The following is a 22,733-nucleotide window of genomic DNA, read 5'->3' as shown; positions in this document are numbered from 1 at the left end:
TTTAGATATCTTCTCTGAAATATAGATGTTTAAGAAACCTTGAAAACCGGAATGCAAAGCCGCAGGCCGGAGGAATCGGCACCTGCCGGATTTTTTTACAGCTTCTAAGGTATGACCTCTTACTACTATATTTTCTATTAATTTGTGCGAGGAGTGGAAGAATGGAATACGTTATTGAAATGCTCAATATCCGCAAAGAATTTCCGGGCATCGTCGCAAACGACAATATTACTCTTCAATTGAAGAAGGGTGAGATCCACGCTCTCTTAGGTGAGAACGGGGCAGGAAAATCAACGCTGATGAACGTGCTGTTTGGCCTGTATCAGCCTGAAAAAGGTGAAATCCGCGTCAACGGAAAGCCGGTCAGCATCACTAACCCGAACATAGCCAATGACCTTGGCATCGGCATGGTCCATCAGCACTTCATGCTGGTCGACACGTTTACTGTCACTGAAAATATCATTCTCGGAAAAGAAACAACAACCGCCGGGAGAATCGATATTAAAAAAGCTGAACAGGAAGTAAGGGAAATCTCTGAGCGCTACGGCTTATCCGTAGATCCCCAGGCAAAGATATCCGATATTTCTGTAGGGATGCAGCAGCGTGTTGAAATCCTGAAGACGTTATACAGGGGAGCTGAAATCCTGATTTTTGATGAGCCGACCGCTGTTCTGACTCCGCAGGAAATCGGCGAGCTGATCCAGATTTTCCGGACATTGATCAAGGAAGGCAAATCTATTATCCTGATCACGCACAAGCTGAAAGAGATCATGGAGGTCTGCGACAGGGTTACAGTCATCCGCAAAGGTGTCGGCATCGGAACAGTCAACGTAAGCGAGACAGACCCGAATGCGCTGGCAAGCCTGATGGTCGGACGTGAAGTCACGTTCAAGACAGATAAGAAGGCTGCAGATCCAAAAGAGGTTGCATTTGAAATCAATGGGCTTACGGTTAAAGATTCGAGGGGCGTCCCTGTTGTAAACAATCTCAATTTAAAGATAAAAGCAGGCGAAATTGTCGGAATTGCCGGTGTTGACGGCAATGGACAAACAGAGCTGATCGAAGCGATCACCGGACTGAGAAAAGCAGAGGACGGCACCATCAGCCTGAACGGAAAAAATATCAGAAATCTGTCTCCAAGGAAAATCACTGAAAGCGGGATCGGCCATATTCCTCAGGACAGGCATAAGCACGGACTTGTGCTGGATTTTCCGATTGGCGATAATATCGTGCTGCAGACATACTACAAAAAGCCTTTCTCCAGGTATGGTGTATTAAACTTTAAAGAGATTTACGATAAGGCCCGCAAGCTGATAAAAGAATATGATGTCAGAACGCCGACTGAGTATACAGAGGCAAGGGCATTGTCAGGCGGAAACCAGCAAAAAGCGATCATCGGCCGTGAAATTGACCGCGACCCTGATTTGCTCATCGCTGCCCAGCCGACAAGGGGCCTTGATGTAGGGGCCATTGAATTCATCCATAAGCGCCTGATTGAGCAGCGTGATAACGGCAAAGCCGTTCTGCTTCTTTCTTTCGAGCTGGATGAAATCATGAATGTCAGCGACCGGATTGCCGTTATTTATGAAGGTGAGATTGTAGCGGTCGTAGATCCGGCTGAAACGACAGAGCAGGAACTGGGGCTGCTGATGGCAGGGTCGAAAAGAAAGGAAGCGGGTGAAAAGTCTAATGTCTAGTCGTTTGAAAAATATAATGATTCCTTTAATAGCGGTTCTGCTGGGAGTTATTGTCGGCACCATCATCATGATTGCGACAGGCTATGATGCGGTTGCCGGTTATACAGCATTGTGGAACGGAGCATTTGGCGAAGTGTATTACACTGGTGAGGTCGTCCGCCAGGTAACGCCATATATATTGGCCGGTTTGGCTGTAGCGTTTGCATTCAGGACAGGGCTGTTCAATATAGGTGTCGAAGGGCAGCTGATTGTCGGATGGCTTGCGGCTGTCTGGGTCGGGCTTGCCTTCGATGATCTCCCTAAGTTCATTCATCTTCCGCTTGCTGTACTGGCAGCAGCGGCAGCAGGTGCACTTTGGGCATTCATCCCTGGCTTGCTGAAGGCTAAGTTCAAGGTTCACGAAGTTATCGTGACCATCATGATGAACTATATTGCCTTGCATGTAACAAACTATATTGTTCGTTCAGTATTGACTGACAATGCGGACAGAACTGAAAATATCGCAGAGTCAGCTTCTCTGAGATCACCATTCTTTGAAAGCATCACTGACTATTCAAGGCTTCACTGGGGAATTTTGATTGCACTCGTTTGTGTGTTCATCATGTGGTTCCTGCTGGAGAAGACTTCCAAAGGATATGAATTGAAGGCAGTAGGCTTTAACCAGCATGCATCCCAGTATGCCGGAATGAATGTAAGCTCTAATATTATTTTATCAATGGTCATTTCAGGTGCTTTTGCAGGGCTTGCCGGTGCAATGGAAGGTCTGGGCACCTTTGGCTATGCAGCAATCAAAGGCGGGTTCACCGGCGTCGGTTTTGATGGAATCGCAGTTGCGCTCCTAGGGGCAAACGGTCCGATCGGAATCGTGTTTGCCGCTATCCTGTTCGGCGGCCTTAAAGTAGGGGCACTGAATATGCCTCTTGAGGCCGGAGTGCCGAATGAACTGGTAGATATCATCATCGCGCTGATTGTATTCTTTGTAGCAGCCAGCTACATGATTCGCATCGTCATTGATAAGTTTGGCAAGAAGGGGGTGAAATAAGTGGGCTTTATGGATATTTTGCTGATCATTGTTCCTTCCACGCTATTATGGGCGGCACCGCTTATTTTCACTGCATTGGGCGGAAATTTCTCTGAGCGCTCCGGTGTTGTCAACATCGGACTCGAAGGATTAATGGTTATAGGAGCGTTCACTGCAATCGTATTTAACCTGACATTTGTTGATTCACTGGGAAAAGCAACTCCATGGCTCGCTTTGGTCGCAGCGCTGGTTGTCGGCGGACTGTTCGCCCTCATCCATGCGGTAGCTTCCATCACATTCCGGGCTGATCAGACTGTTTCCGGGGTAGCCATCAACCTGCTGGCAATCGGACTTGCATTATTCCTTGTCAAGTTCATCTATGATAAAGGCCAGACAGATATCATCCAGGTGGGCTTCAGCAAGGTCGATATACCATTATTAAGCGATATACCAATCATAGGGGAAATCCTTTTCTCCAATACCTATTATACATCCTTTGTTGCTATCATCATCGCTTTCATTGCATGGTATGTGATGTTCAAAACGCCATTCGGCCTCCGTCTGAGATCAGTCGGTGAACATCCGATGGCTGCTGATACGATGGGCATCAATGTAACAAGAATGCGTTATATCGGCGTAGTCATCTCAGGTGCGCTTGCAGGTGTCGGCGGCGGAGTTTATGCACAGTCGATTTCTTCTGACTTCGGGCACGCTACCATCAGCGGGCAGGGCTTTATGGCTTTGGCAGCACTGATCTTCGGTAAATGGCATCCGCTTGGAGCAATGGGCGCTGCTTTGTTCTTCGGCTTTGCCCAGAGCTTGAGCATTGTAGGCTCCAGCCTGCCGCTGCTTGAGAACATTCCGAATGTTTATCTGCTGATTGCGCCTTATGTCCTGACCATCCTGGCATTGACAGGCTTCATCGGCCGCGCAGATGCACCGAAGGCACTCGGTACTCCATATATAAAAGGAAAAAGATAATCATACTGAACCCGGTCATGCAGGCCGGGTTTTTCAATTGTTTTGATAGATTGCCATTTAAGGAAAAAATTAACTGAATAGATTGACTCTTGGAAAAACCTGCCTTAAAATTAAATAGTTAATATTCTATCATTTCTGATCGGGGCCGTCATATGCCAAAATCCTTGTTTTTCGATGATTATCATACAGATAAGATTGTTTCCTATAGCAGATGGTTCTTTCTCCTTCTGGTCCTCTTCATAAGCCATTCACCAGCTGCTCCATTTCAGGCAGAGAAGACAGCGCTTCCGGCAGTCCTTGCCGTATTTTCCTTCATCTATATTACAGCTGCCCATATATGTACAAGCTTTATAAAAAACGGAAAAGCAAGCAGGCGCCTTGCGGCTGTATGGACTGGCTGCGACCATATTGCTGCAGCTGTCCTGTATATGATTTCTGGAGACGGGGCTGCCGTCTTTTATCCACTGGCCATCCTGCTTACCGTGACTGCAGCCATCAGGATGCGCACTAAAGGTGCACTGTTTTCAGCATTGTTCTTTTCAGCTTCTATTCTGGCCGGGACAGATTTAGGGCAAGATGCAGAACACCTTCTTCTTCCATTGGGGAGCCTCTGGATAACCGGAATTCTGGCCGGTGGTGCCGCTGTCAGGGAAACGAGGCAAAAGTCTCAGATCGAAAAATTAAAAAGAATGGTGTACACAGATTTCCTAACCGGGCTTGCCAATAGAAGAGCATTCCATGAGCACCTGAACCTTATAGAAAAAACAGCGGAACCCTGCTTCATCCTTTTAGCTGATGTAGATAATTTCAAAGGTATCAACGACTATTACGGCCATCTTGAAGGCGATGAAGTGCTGAAAAAGCTGGGCCGCACTTTCATGAGGGCTGAAAAGCTGAACGGCTGCAGAATTTACCGCTATGGAGGAGAAGAATTTGCCTTCCTTATCCCTGGGAACCGCGAGGAAAAGGTCATTAACATCCTGACGGGCCTTCTGGACAGTGTGGCTCAGGAGGTTATGGCCGGAGGGAAACAGCCTGTCACAATGAGCTTTGGCGCCAGTTTCTTAAGCAGCGGAAATACAAAGCTTGCACTTGAAGAAGCCGATGCCCTGCTTTACCAGGCCAAAACCAGCGGGAAAAGCAGGGCCATTTTCAGCAGCGGCCTTATCATGAAGAATACGCTGCCATCAAAAAAAATCATGAGTGCCAATAGCGGATAAGTATAATCTAAGAGCAGTCTCCATAAAAGGGGCTGCTTTGTTTATCACAAAAATACCCTCTTTGGCATACCTTCCCTGCGCATCAATCATTTGCTATCTCAATTTAGGAAACGTTATAGTTAGAATATGTTTTATTTTTATGGAGAAGATTAAAAAATAACCTGAGCAGCGTCTACATAAGATAAGAAAAGCGCAAGCGCCTTGCTCACCCCCGACAAGCACAAGACGAACCTCCCGGAAAGGCGTTCTTTGCCTTTTTGGGAGGATTGGCTTGTGACCTCGAGGGGGTAGGCGCTGGAGCTAGACAGTAATCAAATTAGAAAAAAATATACTATCTTATCTTTTGGAAAAGCAGGAATTTAGGAGGATGTATATGGCCGTTATGGATGAAATCGTAAAAAAGATGGAAGGGTATGACCTCCATATAGTCAAGACCGGCAAATTCAAAACCAATACACTGATTTGGAAAATGAAAGCTCCTCTTCAAAAAGAAGATGCGACTCTAAGAGCACTTTTCCCGTATGTCCTGCAGAGCAGTTCAAGCAGATTTCCAGCCACAGGGCTTCTCCGCTCGCATCTTGATGATTTATACGGCGCCAGTCTGTATGTGGATTTGGCAAAAAAGGGCGAGTACCATGTTGTTACTTTTTCAATGGATATCGCCAATGAGAAATTTCTTTCGGATCCGGCACCATTGTTAAGGAAGGCTTTTGAATTCCTTGCTGAAATCCTGCTGAAGCCAAATGCGCAGGATGGGAAATTCAATGAGGAAACAGTCAGACAGGAAAAAAGGACGCAAAAGCAGCGGATTCAATCTGTGTTTGATGATAAAATGAGATATTCCAATTTCAGGCTTGTTGAAGAAATGTGCAAAGGGGAGCCTTATGCCCTCCATGTAAACGGAGAAATGGACGAAGTCGACAGCATCACCCCTGAAAAGCTTTACCAATATTATGAACGGGCATTTGCAGAAGATCAGCTCGATTTTTATGTGATCGGTGACGTTGATCCTGGCGAAGTTGAAGCGATGGCAGGGGAGTATCTCAAGTTCTCTCCGAGAGAGCCTAAGCAGCTTCCGCGCGGTTCTTCCGCTGAAGGTGGGGATGTAAATGAAGTCAAAGAAATCCAGGATGTAAAACAAGGGAAGCTCAACATAGGCTACCGGACCAATATCCTCTATGGAGATAAAGATTACTACGCCCTCCAGGTTTTCAACGGCATTTTCGGCGGCTTTTCACATTCGAAGCTGTTTATCAATGTCAGGGAAAAAGCAAGCCTTGCCTATTACGTCGCCAGCAGGCTTGAAAGCCATAAAGGATTGATGATGGTCATGTCCGGCATCGATAATAAAAACTATGACCAGGCAGTCGGCATTATAAAAGACCAGATGGAAGCCATGGTAAACGGCGACTTTACGGAAGAAGAAATGGCACAGACAAAGGCAGTGATCAAGAATCAGCTGCTTGAAACGATCGACACTGCCAGGGGGATGACAGAGATCCTTTATCATAACGTAGTTGCCGGCCAGGAAATTTCCCTTGACCTGTGGATGGATGAGATGGACAAAGCCACGAAAGAAGATATTGTCGCCGCAGCAAAGAAAATCAGCATGGATACCGTATATTTCTTAACAGGAACGGAGGCGGGCGAATAAATGGAAACGATCGTTTTTGACCAATTGAAAGAAAAATTATATTACGAAAAAATGGCCAATGGCCTTGATGTCTATATACTGCCAAAGCAGGGCTTTAACAAAACTTATGCCACCTTTACAACCAAATACGGCTCAGTGGACAATCACTTTGTCCCGCTTGGACAGGAGGAGTTTGTGAAGGTTCCTGATGGCATCGCCCACTTCCTTGAGCATAAATTGTTTGAAAAAGAGGACGGCGACGTTTTCCAGCAGTTCAGCAAACAGGGCGCTTCTGCCAATGCTTTTACCTCTTTCACAAGGACAGCATATCTGTTTTCCAGCACCTCAGACGTTGAACGGAACCTGGAGACACTGATTGACTTTGTCCAGGATCCTTATTTTACGGAAAAGACCGTAGAAAAGGAGAAAGGCATCATCGGGCAGGAAATCACCATGTATGATGACAATCCGGACTGGCGCCTTTATTTCGGCCTCATCCAGAATATGTATCAGAATCATCCTGTAAAAATTGATATTGCCGGAACAGTGGAATCAATCTCCCATATTACCAAGGATCTATTGTATGAATGCTATAACACCTTCTACCACCCGAGCAATATGCTGCTGTTTGTTACCGGTCCGGTTGATCCTGAAGCGATTATGGGGCAGATCAGGAGCAACCAGGAGAAAAAGGAATATAGTGACCAGCCGGCAATCGAACGCAGGTTTGAGCAGGAAATGACCGGTGTTGCGGAGAAGAAGCAGGTTCTGAAGATGAATGTGCAAAGCTCTAAATGCTTATTGGGCGTCAAAGCGCTTAATGTGAAGCAGGAAGGCGCTGAAATGCTGAAGAATGAGCTGACGCTGAATGTTATGCTGGATATCCTGTTCGGCAAAAGCTCCAAAAATTACGAAACGCTGTACAGGGAAGGGCTTATTGATGAAACCTTCTCGTATGATTATACACAAGAGCAGGGATTCGGCTTTGCGATGCTTGGAGGGGACACAAGCGATCCGGATCAGCTTGCCGGCACATTGAGGAGCATGCTGGTTGAAGCAAAGACTGGCGATGTATTCAGCCAGGAAGCGCTGGACAGAACGAAAAAGAAAAAAATCGGAGCATTCCTCCGTTCCGTCAATTCGCCCGAATATATCGCCAACCAGTTCACCCGTTATGCTTTCAATGAAATGGACCTGTTCGAAGTGGTGCCTGAAATCGAGAAAATCAGTTTAGAACAGCTGAAAGAGACAGCAAATGTTTTTCTGTCCGAGGACAGATTTACTGTCTGCCAGGTTGTTCCCAAATAAAAAGGAAAGCGCCGGTTTCCGGCGCTTTCTGTCATTGTGGAAAAGGGAGCGGAACAGAAAATGAAGAAATTTACGTTGGTGACCGGTGCGAGCGGAGGCATAGGAAGGGCAATTGCCCTCAAGCTGGCTGAAGAGGGGCACTCGCTTTACCTGCATTATAACAGGAACATAGAGGCCATAGAGAAGCTGCTGGGAGAGCTTGCACAATTCGAAGGGGAATATATCCCGGTCCAGGGTGATCTGGCAGATCCTCTCGGCTATAAGAAAATCGCCGGCAGCATCTTTTCCCTGGATGCGATTATCCATAATTCCGGGGCAGGCTTTTATGGATTACTGGAAGATACAGACGACCAGATTCTCGAACAGCTGATGCGGGTGCATGTGCTGTCTCCTTATGCGCTTACCAGGGAGCTGCTGCCCAAATTGATCCAAAAGCGCCAGGGCAGCATAATCATGGTTTCGTCCATCTGGGGCCAGGCAGGTGCCGCCTGTGAAACAGCCTATTCAGCAGCAAAAGGTGCGCAGATCGCGTTTGTGAAAGCCTTGAGCAAGGAGGTCGCCCTAAATGGGGTGAGAGTGAATGCGATAGCCCCTGGTGCTGTAAAAACACCGATGATGGAATCATTCAGTGAATCGGAAATAATGGAGATAGAGGAAGAAATACCGATGGGGCGGATGGCAGCACCAGAAGAGGTTGCGAATGCAGCAGCTTTCCTGCTTTCTGAAGGGTCTTCCTATATCACTGGCCAGGTGCTGGGAATCAATGGCGGCTGGTACACGTAAAATTATAGACAGATGCATATTTTGCCCCTCCTGTAAGCAAAATAACTTTGTACTATACTACAAGGAGGTACGAACAATGTCTGTATTGGATAACTGGAATCATTGGAAGGATTTCTTGGGAGACCGTCTTCACCATGCCCAGAATGAAGGCATGAACAAAGATGTAGTCAATGACCTTGCTTATCAGATTGGCGACTATCTTGCAAAACAGGTTGATCCGCAAAATGATCAGGAAAAGGTGTTGGCTGATCTATGGTCAGTGGCAAGCCAGGAAGAGCAGCATGCCATTGCCAATATGATGGTCAAGCTTGTTCAGAACGACGGAACACAGCAGCAATAGAACTTTCCATACAGGTTCATTCCAAAGAGAGGCAAACCCTCTCTTTTTTTCTTTGCAGTCAATGAAAAAAATGAGGAATGATTCGAAAGACATTGGTTTTTTCTTTCATCTTCAGGGAAAATCATTTATTATAGAAGCTAGACAAAATTATGCAGGAAAATGTCGGATTTGGCACGATCTGGGAGGTTTACCTATGGAAAAAACGGAATGGTACCTGGAATATGAAATTCAAAAAAACCGGCCTGGGCTGCTTGGTGACATTTCTTCGCTCCTTGGAATGCTTTCCATTAATATCGTCACCATCAATGGAGTGGATGAAGGGCGAAGGGGATTGCTGATCCTTGCAAAAGATCATGAACAAATCCAAAGACTAGAGTCTATTTTACATACAATGGACACAATAAAGGTAATAAAGCTCAGGGAACCGAAGCTGAGGGACAGGCTGGCGGTGCGCCATGGCCGATACATACAGAGGGACGCAGACGATAAGAAAACGTTCCGTTTCGTCCGGGATGAGCTGGGGCTGCTCGTCGATTTCCTGGCAGAGCTGTTCAAGCAGGAAGGACATAAGCTGATTGGCATCAGGGGCATGCCCCGCGTCGGCAAAACAGAATCGATCGTGGCATCAAGTGTCTGCGCCAACAAGAGATGGCTGTTTATGTCATCGACATTGCTTAAGCAGACGATCCGGAATCAGCTGATTCAGGATGAATACAACGAAAATAATCTGTTTATCATTGATGGGATCGTTTCAACCAGAAGGGCAAATGAAAGGCATTGGCAGCTGGTGAGGGAGATCATGCGCCTTCCGGCAGTCAAGGTCGTTGAGCATCCGGATATTTTTGTGCAGAATACAGAATATTCGATGGAGGATTTTGATTATATTATTGAACTGCGCCATGATCACAATGAAGAGATCAAGTATGATGTGGTTGAGAATAATGATATGTTCTCCGGGACTGATTTTGGAGGATTTGATTTTTAGTAAGGTGGAAGGTGTTTGTATTGACAGAACTAGGCAATCATTTAAAAGAGGCGAGGATCGAAAGAGGCATGAGCCTTGATGATCTTCAGACAGCGACAAAGATTCAGAAGCGCTATCTCGTAGGCATTGAAGAAGGAAACTACAGCATGATGCCGGGCAAATTCTATGTCCGGGCATTCATCAAGCAATATGCCGAGGCTGTCGGCATAGATCCGGAAGAACTTTTTGAGCAGTATAAGAATGACATCCCTGTCACCGCTGCAAGTGATGACATACCGGAAAAGCTATCAAGGGTTCAGACCAGGAAAAATATTTCAGGCAGCAGCTCCAGGCTGGCGGACCTGCTCCCGAAAATACTGATTGGCGTCTTTGTTGTCGGCGTTATTGCGCTTCTCTATTATTTCATCGTTATGGCAAACAACGGGAAAGATGAGGGTGAGCCGGCCGATAATGGCAATACGCAGGGTGTTGAGTACGGCCAGTCGGATGATCTTGCAAAAGAAGAGCCTAAGGAAGAGGATGGCCAGGAAGAAGGCGGCGGTGCTGCTGAGGAAGAAGAGCCGGCTGAAGAAGAAAAGCCGGAACCGCCTGCACAGGAAGTTGCTGTCGTCGAGTCAGCTGGCAATGATACCGTATATGAAGTGAAAAATGCTGATCAATTCGTGCTGAAAGTGGTCAGCACGGGCGAAACCTGGGTGAGCATCAAGAATGGCAAAGGCTATTCTTTCTTCGAGGGAATGCTTTTAAAAGGTTCTGCCGAAAGCCAGACAATCGATTTGTCGAAAGAGCCTGAGGCTGTACTCGTAGTAGGAAACACCTCCCAGACTGAATTGTATATCAATGACCAGAAGCTGGAATATGCTATTCCTTCTTCCCAGAGTGTAAAGCAGGATATTACCATCCGCTACACAAAAACGACAGAATAGCCATCCGTGTGATGGCTATTTTTTCTCCCGGCGGCCAAAGAAAGAAGGTTCAGCCCGATAAAAAAGTGAAAAAATTGCTATATTTATTTTTTTGCTGTAAAACTATAGAGTAAGACTTTTCTGGGGGCATGGATGTTTTCTCCGCCTTTAGCGCAAGTCTGCCGAAACTACATAGCTTTTTGGAGGTACATAATGAACTTGCCTAATAAAATTACCGTATCAAGGATCTTCTTGATTCCGCTTTTTTTAATTGTGATGCTTGTTCCCTTCTCATGGGGGGAGGCAGCCTTTTTAGGGGCTGAAATGCCTGTCACGCATCTTGTCGGGGCCTTGATTTTCATCATTGCTTCTGCGACAGACTGGGTTGATGGCTATTACGCAAGGAAGCTGAACATGGTCACCAATCTCGGAAAGTTCCTTGATCCGCTCGCAGATAAGCTGCTTGTATCAGCAGCCTTGATTGTCCTGGTCGACCTTGAACTGGCAGCTTCCTGGATTGTCATTGTGATTATCAGCCGTGAGTTCGCGGTTACAGGCCTAAGGCTTGTCCTTGCAGGCGAAGGGGAAGTTGTGGCAGCCAATATGCTTGGCAAGGTGAAAACATGGGCGCAGATCGTCGCCATTTCGGCACTCTTGCTGCATAACATCATCTTTGAATTGATTTCCGTGCCATTCGATGACATTGCGCTTTGGGTGGCGATGATCTTTACAATCTGGTCAGGCTGGGATTATTTTTATAAAAATAGAGCAGCTTTCATCAATTCCAAGTAATAGGCAAGTGATGTAAGATGAGGCGTCAACAGGAGGGGACAAAGGAAATGAATGCAGAAATCATTGCGGTGGGTTCAGAGCTTTTGCTAGGACAAATCAACAATACAAACGCCAGATTCCTCTCCAGGCAGCTGGCGGATATCGGCATCAATGTGTTTTACCATACGGTTGTTGGAGACAATCCTTCCAGGCTCAAAGCGGCGATCGGGATAGCCGAGGAGCGCTCTGACTTGGTCATCTTCACAGGGGGCCTCGGCCCGACCAAGGATGATCTGACAAAAGAGGCCATTGCAGAGCATCTGGGCGCCGAGCTTGTCCACAATGAAGAGGCGCTCCGCCAAATCGAGCTTTATTTCGAAAGGACCGGCCGGGTGATGACAGAGAACAACCGGAAGCAGGCGATTGTACTTAAAGGCTCTGAAGTGCTTCCGAATGACCATGGCATGGCACCTGGAATGGTATATACAAAAGGTACTAAAACGTATATGCTCCTTCCCGGCCCTCCAAAGGAAATGGAGCCGATGTTCCTCGCATACGGCCACCCCGCACTGCTTGCCAGGATGGATTCTCAGGACAAAATCCTCTCCAGGGTGCTCCGGTTCTTCGGGATCGGGGAAGCTATGCTTGAGACAGAAATCGAGGACCTGATTGACAGTCAGTCCAATCCAACGATAGCGCCCCTCGCTGCAGACGGGGAAGTGACCCTGAGGCTGACAGCCAAGCATCAAAGCCTTGACGCGGCACTGCGGCTGATAGAAGAGGCAGAAGAGAAGATACTCAGCAGGACAGGTGAATTCTTCTATGGGTATGATGAAACCTCCTTAATGAATGAGCTGACAAAGCGTCTGAAGGAAAAAGGGCTGACGATCGGCTGTGCGGAAAGTCTGACAGGCGGGATGTTCCAGCAGGAATTCACTTCCATACCTGGAGCGGGAAGCCTTCTTAAGGGCGGAGTTGTCTGCTATACGAACGAAGTGAAGGAAAAAGTCCTGAAGGTAAAAAAGGAAACCATTGAAAAAGATGGCGTTGTCAGCAAAGCCTGTGCCGCAGAACTGGCTGAAAATGCAGCTTCCCTGACAGGCGCCGACATTGGGATCAGCTTTACCGGGGTTGCCGGACCGGATGAGCTTGAAGGCAAACCTGTCGGCACGGTCTACATCGGGATAGCCATCAAAGGCAGGCCGGTACATGTGGAGAAGCTGAACCTCGGCGGATCGCGTGCAGCCAACCGATCACGATCCGTGAAGTACGGCTGCCATTTCTTAATGAAAGAGCTGGAAGAGATATAAAGGAAACGGGCCGTTGGACTATGGCCTGTTTTCTATTTTTCTGGCATAAAGATCTACTTTGGACGGTCTTGTACATATTCAATTAAAGCAACATTAAGAAAAGCAGTTTAAGAGCAAGTTTTTTCTTCTCTCCCATCCATAAAAGAGCGGAGGACCATCCCGGATCTTTATGAGGGAATCCGTGACAGGTTGAAAAAAAGCGGAGAAATTTCCCCAAACACTCTAAAACAGCTCAAAGAGACGGAGAATGTCCGGCTATCATCTCAAAAAACAGGAAAATGGCCAACTTCAATCTGCTTAACCGGAGATTTTCCGCTTATTTACACCCAGCCAGGCCATATTCAGCAGTAAACTTGAGAAACTCCGTTTATTTTATGGCTTGCCGGCCATTCAAATAAAGGATAAGTCTGCCTGTTATTAAAACCATTCCTTTACGATCTCCCCGCTAGTCAGATAACTGATCTGGCAATTTGGCAAACTGCGAAACTCCGTAACTTCCCTTTCAATATTCAGAAAGCTTTCCGTTTTGCCGTTTCAGTATTAAAGGAGGCGGCTGAAAAGAGTTTTCTCTTGAGGGAATCGGGGTATTTACCCATCAATATCCCTCTCAAAAAAAACGAATGAATGTTCGACTTTTTGCTCGACAAACAAGCGGAAAAAGTATATAGTAAAGATAGGTTCTTTGAGATAGATTTTGTAATATGCAATGCATATTTTTCTTTATATATAAAGGAGGAAATCACTAGTGAGTGAACGTCAAGCTGCATTAGATATGGCTTTAAAGCAAATAGAAAAACAATTTGGTAAAGGTTCGATCATGAAGCTTGGAGAGCAGACAGACCGCAAAATTTCAACTTCTCCGAGCGGCTCCCTGGCGCTGGATGTTGCGCTTGGTGTCGGAGGCTACCCTAAGGGGCGCATAGTCGAAATCTATGGTCCGGAAAGCTCAGGTAAAACGACTGTTGCCCTTCATGCGATTGCTGAGGTGCAGGCAAATGGCGGACAAGCTGCCTTTATCGATGCTGAGCATGCCCTTGATCCTGTATATGCCCAAAAGCTGGGCGTAAACATTGATGAATTGCTGCTTTCCCAGCCTGATACCGGGGAACAGGCGCTAGAAATTGCTGAAGCCCTTGTGCGAAGCGGTGCCATTGATATCCTTGTCATCGACTCAGTAGCGGCACTTGTACCGAAAGCAGAGATTGAAGGAGAAATGGGTGACTCCCATGTCGGTCTCCAGGCCCGCCTTATGTCCCAGGCCCTTCGTAAATTATCTGGTGCGATCAATAAATCAAGGACGCTCGCCATCTTTATCAACCAGATCCGTGAAAAAGTCGGAGTCATGTTCGGAAATCCTGAAACCACTCCAGGCGGCCGTGCTCTTAAGTTCTACTCTTCCGTACGTCTGGAAGTGCGCCGTGCTGAAACGTTAAAGCAGGGCAATGAAATGGTCGGAAACAAGACAAAAATCAAGGTCGTCAAAAACAAGGTTGCTCCTCCATTCCGTGTCGCAGAAGTTGACATCATGTACGGGGAAGGCATCTCAAAAGAAGGCGAAATCATTGATATGGGCTCTGAACTGGATATTGTCCAGAAGAGCGGCTCCTGGTATTCATACAATGAAGAGAGACTGGGCCAAGGGCGTGAGAATGCGAAACAGTTCCTTAAGGAGAACCCTGATTTAAGGCTGACTATCCAAAAGCAGATCCGCGACCACTATGGTCTTGATGAGGAGAAGTTATTAGATGAAAACCAGGATCAGGATCAGGAGCATTTCGAACTGATTGACTGATCACTTGAGGCAAAGCCACAGGCTTTGCCTTTTGCTTTTATGGAGGTTAGAATGAAACAAAGGGCAGCTCATTTGGCATGGAATACGTCAAATGGGGGATACATCCGGCGCAGTTGCCAGACTTGTCCGAAATATTAAAAAAAGCCGCAAGGACAAACCCTTGACAATAAAAATCCACAGCTTTACAATTATATTGTATATTTTACATTTTTATGAGTATTTGAAAACGTTTAAAGCCTTAGTGCTGTATGTTGATCCTAAACAATGTACATGCCGACACTTTAGAAACGTAACACAAAAAAGTTCATAGCAAGAGGAGGTGAAATGATGGATATTTTATTAGTCATCTCCATTTTGCTTGCCCTAGTCGTCGGTGCAGTTGTTGGCTATTTTATTCGCAAATCGATTGCCGAAGCAAAAATTGCAGGAGCTAAGAACGCTGCTGAGCAAATCCTTGAGGATGCAAGGCGTGAAGCTGATGCTTTAAAGAAGGAAGCCCTGCTGGAAGCAAAAGATGAAATTCACAAGCTTCGGACTGAAGCTGAACAAGAAGTTCGTGATCGAAGAAATGAGCTGCAAAAACAAGAAAATCGTTTACTGCAAAAAGAGGAGAATCTTGACCGGAAAGATGAATCGCTTGATAAGCGTGAATCAATCCTGGAGAAAAGAGACGATTCTCTTAACAAAAAACAACAGCATATTGAAGAGATGGAAAGCAAAGTGGACGAGATGGTACGAGCACAGCAATCTGAGCTGGAACGCATCTCAGGCTTAACTCGTGAAGAGGCAAAATCCATCATTTTAGATCGGGTCGAGCAGGAAGTTGCTCACGATATTGCCATAATGGTGAAGGAAACGGAAAACCGCGCGAAGGAAGAGGCAGACAAGAAGGCGAAGGAAGTATTGTCATTGGCCATTCAGCGCTGCGCTGCAGACCATGTTGCAGAAACGACCGTATCAGTGGTCAATCTGCCTAACGATGAAATGAAGGGACGTATCATCGGCCGTGAAGGACGGAATATACGTACACTCGAAACGCTTACCGGAATTGATCTTATCATCGATGATACTCCGGAAGCAGTCATTTTATCCGGGTTTGATCCAATCCGCCGTGAGACAGCAAGGCTTGCTCTCGAAAAATTAGTTCAGGATGGACGCATTCACCCGGCGAGGATTGAGGAAATGGTGGATAAAGCGCGCCGCGAAGTGGACGAGCATATCCGTGAAATCGGTGAGCAGACGACCTTTGAGGTCGGCGTACACGGACTTCACCCGGACCTTATCAAAATTCTCGGCCGCCTGAAGTTCCGTACCAGCTACGGACAGAATGTGCTGAAACACTCAATGGAAGTTGCCCAGCTTTCAGGGCTGCTGGCTGCTGAGCTTGGCGAAGATGAAACGCTTGCCCGCCGCGCCGGCCTGCTTCATGATATCGGTAAAGCAATCGACCATGAAGTAGAAGGAAGCCATGTTGAAATCGGTGTTGAGCTTGCTACTAAGTACAAAGAGCATCCGGTTGTCATCAACAGCATTGCTTCCCACCATGGCGATACTGAGCCTACATCCATTATCGCTGTACTTGTTGCTGCAGCAGATGCTTTATCAGCAGCAAGGCCTGGAGCGAGAAGGGAAACGCTTGAAAATTATATCCGCCGTCTGGAAAAACTGGAGGAGATTTCCGAATCCTATGATGGGGTCGAGAAATCATTTGCCATCCAGGCCGGAAGGGAAATCAGGATTATGGTTAAGCCAGATCAGATTGATGACCTTGAGTCACACAGGCTCGCAAGGGATATACGCAAAAAGATTGAAGAAGAGCTTGATTATCCAGGACATATCAAGGTTACGGTCATCCGTGAAACGAGAGCCGTTGAATACGCAAAATAAAGCAGTGCTTCGGCGCTGCTTTATTTTTTTGGCATTACAATACGAATGGGAATCCTCCTTTTTGTGTTACAATGATAAAAGTGAAGAAATTGAAGTTAGAAAGGGTTTGCTGAATGAATATTTTGTTTGTTGGAGATGTAGTTGGTTCTCCCGGGCGTGATATGGTAAAAGAATATCTGCCCAAACTGAAAGATAAGTACCGTCCACAGGTGACCATTATTAATGGTGAAAATGCTGCAGGCGGAAAAGGAATTACTGAAAAGATTTACCGGGGGTTTTTGGAAGCAGGCGCGCAGGCGGTGACCCTTGGCAATCATACATGGGATAACAGAGAGATTTTTGAGTTTATTGAGAGTGCGAAATATCTGATCAGGCCTGCGAACTTCCCGGATAATAACCCTGGCAAAGGCATTGTCTATTTAAAGGTGAACAATGATGAAGTGGCTGTTATTAACCTTCAGGGCAGGACCTTTTTGCAGCCGTCCGACTGTCCGTTTAAAAAAGCGGATGAGCTCATCGAGGAAGCCCGGCAGCGCACTCCCTTCATCTTTGTCGATTTTCATGCGGAAGCGACAAGCGAAAAGCAGGCCATGGGCTGGTATCTTGATGGAAAGGCATCTGCTGTCGTTGGTACGCACACACATGTCCAGACGGCAGATAACCGGATCCTTCCTGACGGGACTGCCTTCATAACTGATGTAGGCATGACCGGCCCTTATGACGGAATCCTGGGCGTTGAGAAGGAAGCCGTATTGAAAAGGTTCATGACAAACCTTCCTGTCCGTTTTGAGGTGCCGAAGGAAGGCAGGGACCAGCTTAGCGCTGTATCGGTCGAACTGGACCGGAAAACAGGGCTTGCCAGGAAAATAGAAAGAATTCTGATCAACGAAGATCATCCTTTTTTCAGCTGAATAACAGGGGCTGCCTTTCCATGGGCAGTCTCTTTTTGTTTATGTGAATCCGTAAAGTACGGAATTTTCCAATATTTTGTCCAAGCTGGAATATGTTTTTTATCCTCTGAATATAGTAGCAATGGAATGATATACCTGATGTGCCCGGGGCATTAATCCCGAGGGCATGCAGGAGGGGATAAACAAGGAGGAGCTAGGAATGGAAATATTAAAAGTTTCAGCAAAGTCTAATCCTAATTCTGTAGCTGGTGCGCTTGCTGGTGTTCTGCGTGAAAGAGGCGGCGCAGAGATCCAGGCAATTGGTGCGGGTGCATTGAACCAAGCGGTTAAAGCAGTAGCGATCGCCCGAGGATTCGTAGCGCCTAGCGGAGTGGATTTGATCTGCATTCCTGCTTTCACCGATATTAAGATTGACGGTGAAGAGCGGACAGCGATCAAGCTGATTGTTGAGCCAAGATAACAAAAGGGAAAAGTAGAGGCATACAAAATATAGCGGCCCTTTGCTTTGGGCAATAAATAGCCGGCAGTACATCATTTTTGCCTGTTTGCTTAAAAAGAGCAAACAGGCTTTTTTCCATTCATGCATGTGCTGCTCCATTTTTATTTTATGATCAGTGCAGTCTGAATAAAGGAATTGAAATAGCATCCATCGAATATAGTTGCTATCCAGATATATTGAAAGGGGAGGAAAACATGAACATTTTTGATTCTCACTGCGACGTCCTTTATAAAATGTTTATTGATCCTTCAATTGATTTCAGGAGCAGCAGCCGGCTGCATATTGATTACGAGAAGCTTGTAAAAGCAGGCTCCAAGGTTCAATGCTTTGCCGTCTATGTCCCGGAATCGGTCCATCCGAACATGAAGTTTCATGCTGCGCTGTATATGATTGAGCTTTTTTACGATAGGGTGCTGAAGCCGTTCCCGAAGATGAAGCACATCAGGGATAGAGGGCAGGCATACCAGCTGAAGGAGGACGAAATCGGCGCAGTCCTGACTCTTGAAGGGTGCGACTGCATCGGAGATGACCTTCTTAAGCTGAAAACCCTGATAAGGCTTGGCGTATCTTCTGTCGGGCTCACCTGGAATTACAGCAATTATGCAGCAGACGGCGCCCTTGAGGAAAGGGGGGCAGGACTATCTTCATTTGGAAAAAAAGCGGTCGGGATCCTGAATGAAAAGCAGTGCTTATGCGATGTATCCCACCTCTCTGAGAAAGGGTTCTGGGATGTGATGGAGCTGGCAGAATTACCTTTTGCCTCCCATTCCAACTGCCATGCCCTCTGCCCTGTGCCAAGGAATTTGAACGACAATCAGCTGAAGGCGCTGATTGAGCGGGACAGCGTCATCGGACTGACATTTGTTCCGGAATTTTTGACAGGAACCAAAGAATCCGCGATTTCTGACATCCTTAAGCATGTAGAACATGTCTGTTCCCTGGGAGGAGAAGACCATACCGGTTTTGGATCAGATTTTGACGGCATTGATGATACAGTAAAAGGGCTGTCTTCTTTCCAATATTATGGGAACCTAGTAAACGAACTTCAAAAACATTATTCTGAGATACAAGTAGAAAAATTCCTTTTTCGCAATATGGAAAAAAGGCTGCCTCCTGCCTGAAGAAACGAGATTGGCGGATGAAGGACTTCCTTTAAAAAAACCTTTCGCTCAGGGGCTTAGGACAGGACTGTGCAAGCCATTCCTCCAAGGGATTTATTCTTTGGAAAGGGTTGCTTTTTTCGGGGGTTCGGTCTAGAATTGAAATCGTTTAGTACCCTTTTGCACCTTTTTTGAAGCTGTTTTCCATTGTTTGATAGGCTGCAGGGGTTAATTAATAGACCATACAATTATACATATATAGAACAATCCGAAGGGGTGTAATGAATGTTAAAGCAGCTTTCTTGGAAAGTAGGCGGACAGCAGGGGGAAGGAATTGAGAGTACAGGGGAAATCTTCTCTATAGCTCTTAACCGCCTCGGCTATTATTTATATGGGTACCGGCATTTTTCTTCGAGGATCAAAGGAGGGCATACGAATAATAAGATCCGGGTCAGCACGTCCCAGATCCGCTCCATTTCCGATGATCTTGATATTTTAGTAGCTTTTGACCAGGAAACGATTGATGTGAACTATAAAGAGCTTCATGATAAAGGCGTTATCATTGCCGATGCGAAATTTGATCCGAAGAAGCCAGAGGATACGAATGCATCGCTGTTTGCTGTACCTTTTACCGAGCTTGCCACTGAGCTGGGGACTTCTTTGATGAAAAATATGGTCGCTGTCGGCTCGACCTGTGCCATTCTTAACCTGGATATCAAAGTTTTTGAGGAAGTTGTCCAGGAGATTTTCGGCAGAAAAGGGCAGCAGGTTGTCGATAAAAATATGGAAGCCATCAAAGCCGGATTTGACCGGATGAAGGAACTGGCTGGCGAAGGCGCAGAACTTATGGAGCTTGAAAAAGCTGATGGGAAAAAGCGCATGTTCATGATCGGGAATGACGCCATCGCACTTGGTGCTCTTGCCGGCGGCTGCCGCTTCATGGCGGCCTATCCGATTACTCCTGCATCCGAGATCATGGAGTACCTGATCAAGAAGCTTCCACCGCTTGGCGGGAGCGTTATCCAGACAGAAGATGAAATTGCGGCTGTTACCATGGCGATCGGCGCCAACTATGGCGGTGTCCGTGCAATGACTGCTTCAGCAGGACCCGGGCTTTCATTGAAGATGGAAGCGATCGGTCTTTCCGGCATTACCGAAACGCCGCTTGTGATTGTAGACACACAGCGCGGAGGACCTTCTACAGGACTGCCTACAAAGCAGGAGCAGTCTGACCTGATGGCGATGATCTATGGAACCCACGGGGAAATCCCTAAGATCGTGTTTGCGCCAAGCACGGTCCAGGAAGCTTTCTATGATGCAGCAGAAGCTTTCAATCTGGCAGAAGAATACCAGTGCCCTGTCATCATGCTTTCTGACCTGCAGCTGTCTCTCGGCAAACAGACAGTCGAACCGCTGGACTTCAGCAAAGTTGAAATCCGCAGGGGCAAGCTAGTGGATGAAGAGCTGCCTGAAATCGAAAACAAAGGTTATTTCAAGCGCTATGAAGTGACAGAAGACGGGGTATCCCCGCGCGTGGTGCCAGGCATGAAGAACGGCATCCACCACGTAACCGGCGTAGAACATGACGAAACTGGAAAGCCTTCTGAATCCGCAGCAAACCGCAGAGATCAGATGAACAAGCGTTTCCGGAAAGTCGAAAATATCAAATTCAGCAATCCGATCCATAAAAATGCGCCGCATGAGGAAGCAGACCTCCTGATTGTCGGCTTCAACTCCACAAGGGGAGCGATAGAAGAGGCTATGGGCCGCCTTGAAAAGGATGGCCTGAAGGTGAATCATGCTCACATCCGCCTGATTCACCCGTTCCCGGCAGAAGAGCTCAGATCTCTGATGGAGTCTGCCAAAAAGGTGGCTGTGATTGAAAACAATGCAACAGGCCAGCTGGCAAACATCATCAAAATGAATGTCGGCCAGCATCAAAAAATCAATAAAATCCTGAAATATGACGGGAATCCATTCCTGCCTAATGAAATCCATACCACTTGCAAGGAGCTGTTCTAAATGGCCACATTTAAAGATTTTCGCAATAACGTCAAGCCAAACTGGTGCCCTGGATGCGGAGACTTCTCTGTCCAGGCCGCCATCCAGCGGGCAGCTGCCAATGTAGGGCTCGAGCCGGACAGCCTTGCAGTCGTCTCAGGCATTGGATGTTCCGGCAGGATTTCCGGCTATATCAACTCATATGGATTCCACGGCATCCACGGGCGCGCACTCCCGATTGCCCAAGGCCTTAAAATGGCAAACCGCGATCTGACAGTCATCGCTTCCGGCGGCGACGGTGACGGCTTTGCGATCGGGATGGGGCATACCGTCCATTCCATCCGCCGTAATGTCGATATTACCTATATTGTAATGGACAATCAGATTTACGGACTGACAAAAGGGCAGACTTCACCAAGGTCTGCTGCCGGATTCAAAACAAAGTCCACGCCGCACGGCTCTGTCGAGCAAGCCATTTCACCGATGGAAATGGCGCTGACAGCGGGGGCAACGTTTGTGGCCCAAAGCTTTTCAACTGACCTGAAGGACCTGACAGCGCTGATCGAAGCAGGCATCAAGCATAAAGGCTTCTCGCTCATCAACGTTTTCAGCCCCTGCGTGACTTATAATAAAGTGAATACGTACGACTGGTTCAAAGAAAACCTGACAAAGCTCGCCGATGTGGAAGGCTATGACTCTTCAGACCGCTCCATGGCCATGCAGACGCTGATGAAGCATGACGGACTTGTGACAGGCTTGATCTACCAGGATACAGAGCGCAAATCCTATCAGGAAATGCTCCCTGGCTATTCCGAAACACCGCTTGCCCATGCAGACCTGAAGCTCGATGAAGAGCATTTCGGCAAACTGACAGCAGAATTTATGTGAGTTGAAAAACCGCTGGGCCGCCCTGCGGAAAGCGAAGCTCCTGGAACGGAAAACAACAGACTTCATGTGAAAGGCAGGGGCCCTGCAAAGAAAATAGTTCAGATAATATGGAGCCAACAGCCTGAACAATACACGTTTTGTAATGGAAATTAATAAACCAAAATAGCCTGGGATATCCCGGGCTATTTTAAATAGGTTATTCTTATGCCCCATCGCTGGATAATTGAACTGCCGAGTTATTTTTAGTAAAACCAGGTTCCCTGCTGATGGAGAAAAATAGAGGGAGAAATTCCCCTAATATGAAAAATAGCACTGAAAACCCCTTAAATAGAGGGAGAGATTCCTCTTATTGGAATTGGAAGTATGAAAATAGAGGGCTTTTCTTTTAATAGAGGGAAAAACTCCCCTTATTTTACTCAAAAACCCGCTCTAATCTGCGATTAGCAGTAAAATCTCCCCTTATTTTTCTATCACGGTTACTACTCTTCAGCTTTCCATCTGCTGTATCTGCTAAGAGCAAGTATGTACTCAAAGCGGTCTCATTTGCCATTTTCAGTGATTCTCCACGGAAAGTGAACTACTTGCCTGCAAAGCCCATGCCTTTTTATCCAGCATCATCCCCAGCTGCCAAAGTACCAATAGAGTCAGTATCCTTACAGGATTTCTATTGTTTTCAGCGTTTTAAACCCTTATACTATTAT

At 46.7% G+C, this 22,733-nt stretch carries 19 protein-coding genes; all 19 read left to right on the top strand.

Annotated elements, in window-relative coordinates:
• Window positions 1-161 precede the first annotated feature (161 nt).
• The 19 genes from RBB45_RS11040 (at window position 162) to RBB45_RS10950 (ending at window position 22,032) form a co-directional block, all read left to right on the top strand.
• Entirely contained in the window at window positions 162-1,697 is a 1,536-nt protein-coding gene (locus RBB45_RS11040) for an ABC transporter ATP-binding protein (protein ID WP_094767421.1), read from the top strand.
• Window positions 1,690-2,739 (top strand): ABC transporter permease, encoded by a 1,050-nt coding sequence (locus RBB45_RS11035; RefSeq protein WP_094767420.1) that lies wholly within the window; start codon window positions 1,690-1,692, stop codon window positions 2,737-2,739. Before RBB45_RS11040 ends, RBB45_RS11035 begins: the two co-directional genes overlap by 8 nt.
• A complete protein-coding gene (locus RBB45_RS11030) occupies window positions 2,740-3,699 on the top strand; it encodes an ABC transporter permease (RefSeq protein WP_009791679.1) in 960 nt (319 codons plus the stop codon).
• A 152-nt stretch (window positions 3,700-3,851) separates the two neighbouring features.
• Window positions 3,852-4,919, top strand: coding sequence for a GGDEF domain-containing protein (locus RBB45_RS11025; RefSeq protein ID WP_009791678.1), 1,068 nt, complete (start codon window positions 3,852-3,854; stop codon window positions 4,917-4,919).
• Between the two features lie 373 nt (window positions 4,920-5,292).
• Window positions 5,293-6,573, top strand: coding sequence for an EF-P 5-aminopentanol modification-associated protein YfmF (gene yfmF, locus RBB45_RS11020; protein WP_306009584.1), 1,281 nt, complete (start codon window positions 5,293-5,295; stop codon window positions 6,571-6,573).
• A complete protein-coding gene (gene yfmH / locus RBB45_RS11015) occupies window positions 6,574-7,860 on the top strand; it encodes an EF-P 5-aminopentanol modification-associated protein YfmH (protein WP_306009583.1) in 1,287 nt (428 codons plus the stop codon).
• A gap of 60 nt (window positions 7,861-7,920) precedes the next feature.
• Window positions 7,921-8,643, top strand: coding sequence for an elongation factor P 5-aminopentanone reductase (ymfI, locus tag RBB45_RS11010; protein WP_094767526.1), 723 nt, complete (start codon window positions 7,921-7,923; stop codon window positions 8,641-8,643).
• A 76-nt stretch (window positions 8,644-8,719) separates the two neighbouring features.
• Window positions 8,720-8,983 carry a DUF3243 domain-containing protein gene (locus tag RBB45_RS11005; protein WP_094767417.1) on the top strand — a complete coding sequence of 88 codons (264 nt, stop codon included), beginning with the start codon at window positions 8,720-8,722 and terminating at the stop codon, window positions 8,981-8,983.
• Window positions 8,984-9,176: 193 nt separating this feature from the next.
• Window positions 9,177-9,968 carry a YmfK family protein gene (locus RBB45_RS11000; RefSeq protein ID WP_022543732.1) on the top strand — a complete coding sequence of 264 codons (792 nt, stop codon included), beginning with the start codon at window positions 9,177-9,179 and terminating at the stop codon, window positions 9,966-9,968.
• Window positions 9,969-9,988: 20 nt separating this feature from the next.
• On the top strand, window positions 9,989-10,894 hold the full coding sequence (locus RBB45_RS10995; protein WP_022543733.1) for a helix-turn-helix domain-containing protein: 906 nt from the start codon (window positions 9,989-9,991) through the stop codon (window positions 10,892-10,894).
• A 192-nt stretch (window positions 10,895-11,086) separates the two neighbouring features.
• Window positions 11,087-11,665: a CDP-diacylglycerol--glycerol-3-phosphate 3-phosphatidyltransferase gene (gene pgsA / locus RBB45_RS10990; protein WP_009791529.1), complete on the top strand. Its 579-nt coding sequence runs from the start codon at window positions 11,087-11,089 to the stop codon at window positions 11,663-11,665.
• Between the two features lie 47 nt (window positions 11,666-11,712).
• Window positions 11,713-12,954 carry a competence/damage-inducible protein A gene (locus tag RBB45_RS10985; RefSeq protein ID WP_101547516.1) on the top strand — a complete coding sequence of 414 codons (1,242 nt, stop codon included), beginning with the start codon at window positions 11,713-11,715 and terminating at the stop codon, window positions 12,952-12,954.
• Window positions 12,955-13,699: 745 nt separating this feature from the next.
• Window positions 13,700-14,746, top strand: coding sequence for a recombinase RecA (gene recA / locus RBB45_RS10980; RefSeq protein ID WP_022543735.1), 1,047 nt, complete (start codon window positions 13,700-13,702; stop codon window positions 14,744-14,746).
• A gap of 324 nt (window positions 14,747-15,070) precedes the next feature.
• A complete protein-coding gene (rny, locus tag RBB45_RS10975) occupies window positions 15,071-16,633 on the top strand; it encodes a ribonuclease Y (protein WP_306009582.1) in 1,563 nt (520 codons plus the stop codon).
• 113 nt (window positions 16,634-16,746) lie between these two features.
• On the top strand, window positions 16,747-17,544 hold the full coding sequence (locus RBB45_RS10970; RefSeq protein WP_009791523.1) for a TIGR00282 family metallophosphoesterase: 798 nt from the start codon (window positions 16,747-16,749) through the stop codon (window positions 17,542-17,544).
• A gap of 199 nt (window positions 17,545-17,743) precedes the next feature.
• Window positions 17,744-18,004, top strand: coding sequence for a stage V sporulation protein SpoVS (gene spoVS / locus RBB45_RS10965; protein ID WP_009791522.1), 261 nt, complete (start codon window positions 17,744-17,746; stop codon window positions 18,002-18,004).
• Between the two features lie 233 nt (window positions 18,005-18,237).
• Window positions 18,238-19,164 (top strand): dipeptidase, encoded by a 927-nt coding sequence (locus RBB45_RS10960; protein ID WP_148950266.1) that lies wholly within the window; start codon window positions 18,238-18,240, stop codon window positions 19,162-19,164.
• 264 nt (window positions 19,165-19,428) lie between these two features.
• Window positions 19,429-21,165 carry a 2-oxoacid:acceptor oxidoreductase subunit alpha gene (locus tag RBB45_RS10955; RefSeq protein WP_306009581.1) on the top strand — a complete coding sequence of 579 codons (1,737 nt, stop codon included), beginning with the start codon at window positions 19,429-19,431 and terminating at the stop codon, window positions 21,163-21,165.
• Window positions 21,166-22,032: a 2-oxoacid:ferredoxin oxidoreductase subunit beta gene (locus RBB45_RS10950; protein WP_009791518.1), complete on the top strand. Its 867-nt coding sequence runs from the start codon at window positions 21,166-21,168 to the stop codon at window positions 22,030-22,032.
• The last annotated feature ends 701 nt before the right edge of the window (window positions 22,033-22,733 follow it).

It is taken from the genome of Bacillus sp. MMSF_3328 (assembly GCF_030733525.1).
GTDB lineage: Bacteria > Bacillota > Bacilli > Bacillales > Cytobacillaceae > Bacillus_AB > Bacillus_AB infantis.
Note: the sequence above shows the minus strand (reverse complement) of the source record. Positions and strands in the feature narration are given on the sequence as shown.

Coding starts and splice junctions, on each gene's coding strand:
- RBB45_RS11040 (WP_094767421.1), top strand. CDS start 162: ATGGAATACGTTATTGAAATGCTCAATATCCGCAAAGAATTTCCGGGC.
- RBB45_RS11035 (WP_094767420.1), top strand. CDS start 1,690: ATGTCTAGTCGTTTGAAAAATATAATGATTCCTTTAATAGCGGTTCTG.
- RBB45_RS11025 (WP_009791678.1), top strand. CDS start 3,852: ATGCCAAAATCCTTGTTTTTCGATGATTATCATACAGATAAGATTGTT.
- yfmF (WP_306009584.1), top strand. CDS start 5,293: ATGGCCGTTATGGATGAAATCGTAAAAAAGATGGAAGGGTATGACCTC.
- yfmH (WP_306009583.1), top strand. CDS start 6,574: ATGGAAACGATCGTTTTTGACCAATTGAAAGAAAAATTATATTACGAA.
- ymfI (WP_094767526.1), top strand. CDS start 7,921: ATGAAGAAATTTACGTTGGTGACCGGTGCGAGCGGAGGCATAGGAAGG.
- RBB45_RS11005 (WP_094767417.1), top strand. CDS start 8,720: ATGTCTGTATTGGATAACTGGAATCATTGGAAGGATTTCTTGGGAGAC.
- RBB45_RS11000 (WP_022543732.1), top strand. CDS start 9,177: ATGGAAAAAACGGAATGGTACCTGGAATATGAAATTCAAAAAAACCGG.
- pgsA (WP_009791529.1), top strand. CDS start 11,087: ATGAACTTGCCTAATAAAATTACCGTATCAAGGATCTTCTTGATTCCG.
- RBB45_RS10985 (WP_101547516.1), top strand. CDS start 11,713: ATGAATGCAGAAATCATTGCGGTGGGTTCAGAGCTTTTGCTAGGACAA.
- rny (WP_306009582.1), top strand. CDS start 15,071: ATGATGGATATTTTATTAGTCATCTCCATTTTGCTTGCCCTAGTCGTC.
- RBB45_RS10970 (WP_009791523.1), top strand. CDS start 16,747: ATGAATATTTTGTTTGTTGGAGATGTAGTTGGTTCTCCCGGGCGTGAT.
- spoVS (WP_009791522.1), top strand. CDS start 17,744: ATGGAAATATTAAAAGTTTCAGCAAAGTCTAATCCTAATTCTGTAGCT.
- RBB45_RS10960 (WP_148950266.1), top strand. CDS start 18,238: ATGAACATTTTTGATTCTCACTGCGACGTCCTTTATAAAATGTTTATT.
- RBB45_RS10955 (WP_306009581.1), top strand. CDS start 19,429: ATGTTAAAGCAGCTTTCTTGGAAAGTAGGCGGACAGCAGGGGGAAGGA.
- RBB45_RS10950 (WP_009791518.1), top strand. CDS start 21,166: ATGGCCACATTTAAAGATTTTCGCAATAACGTCAAGCCAAACTGGTGC.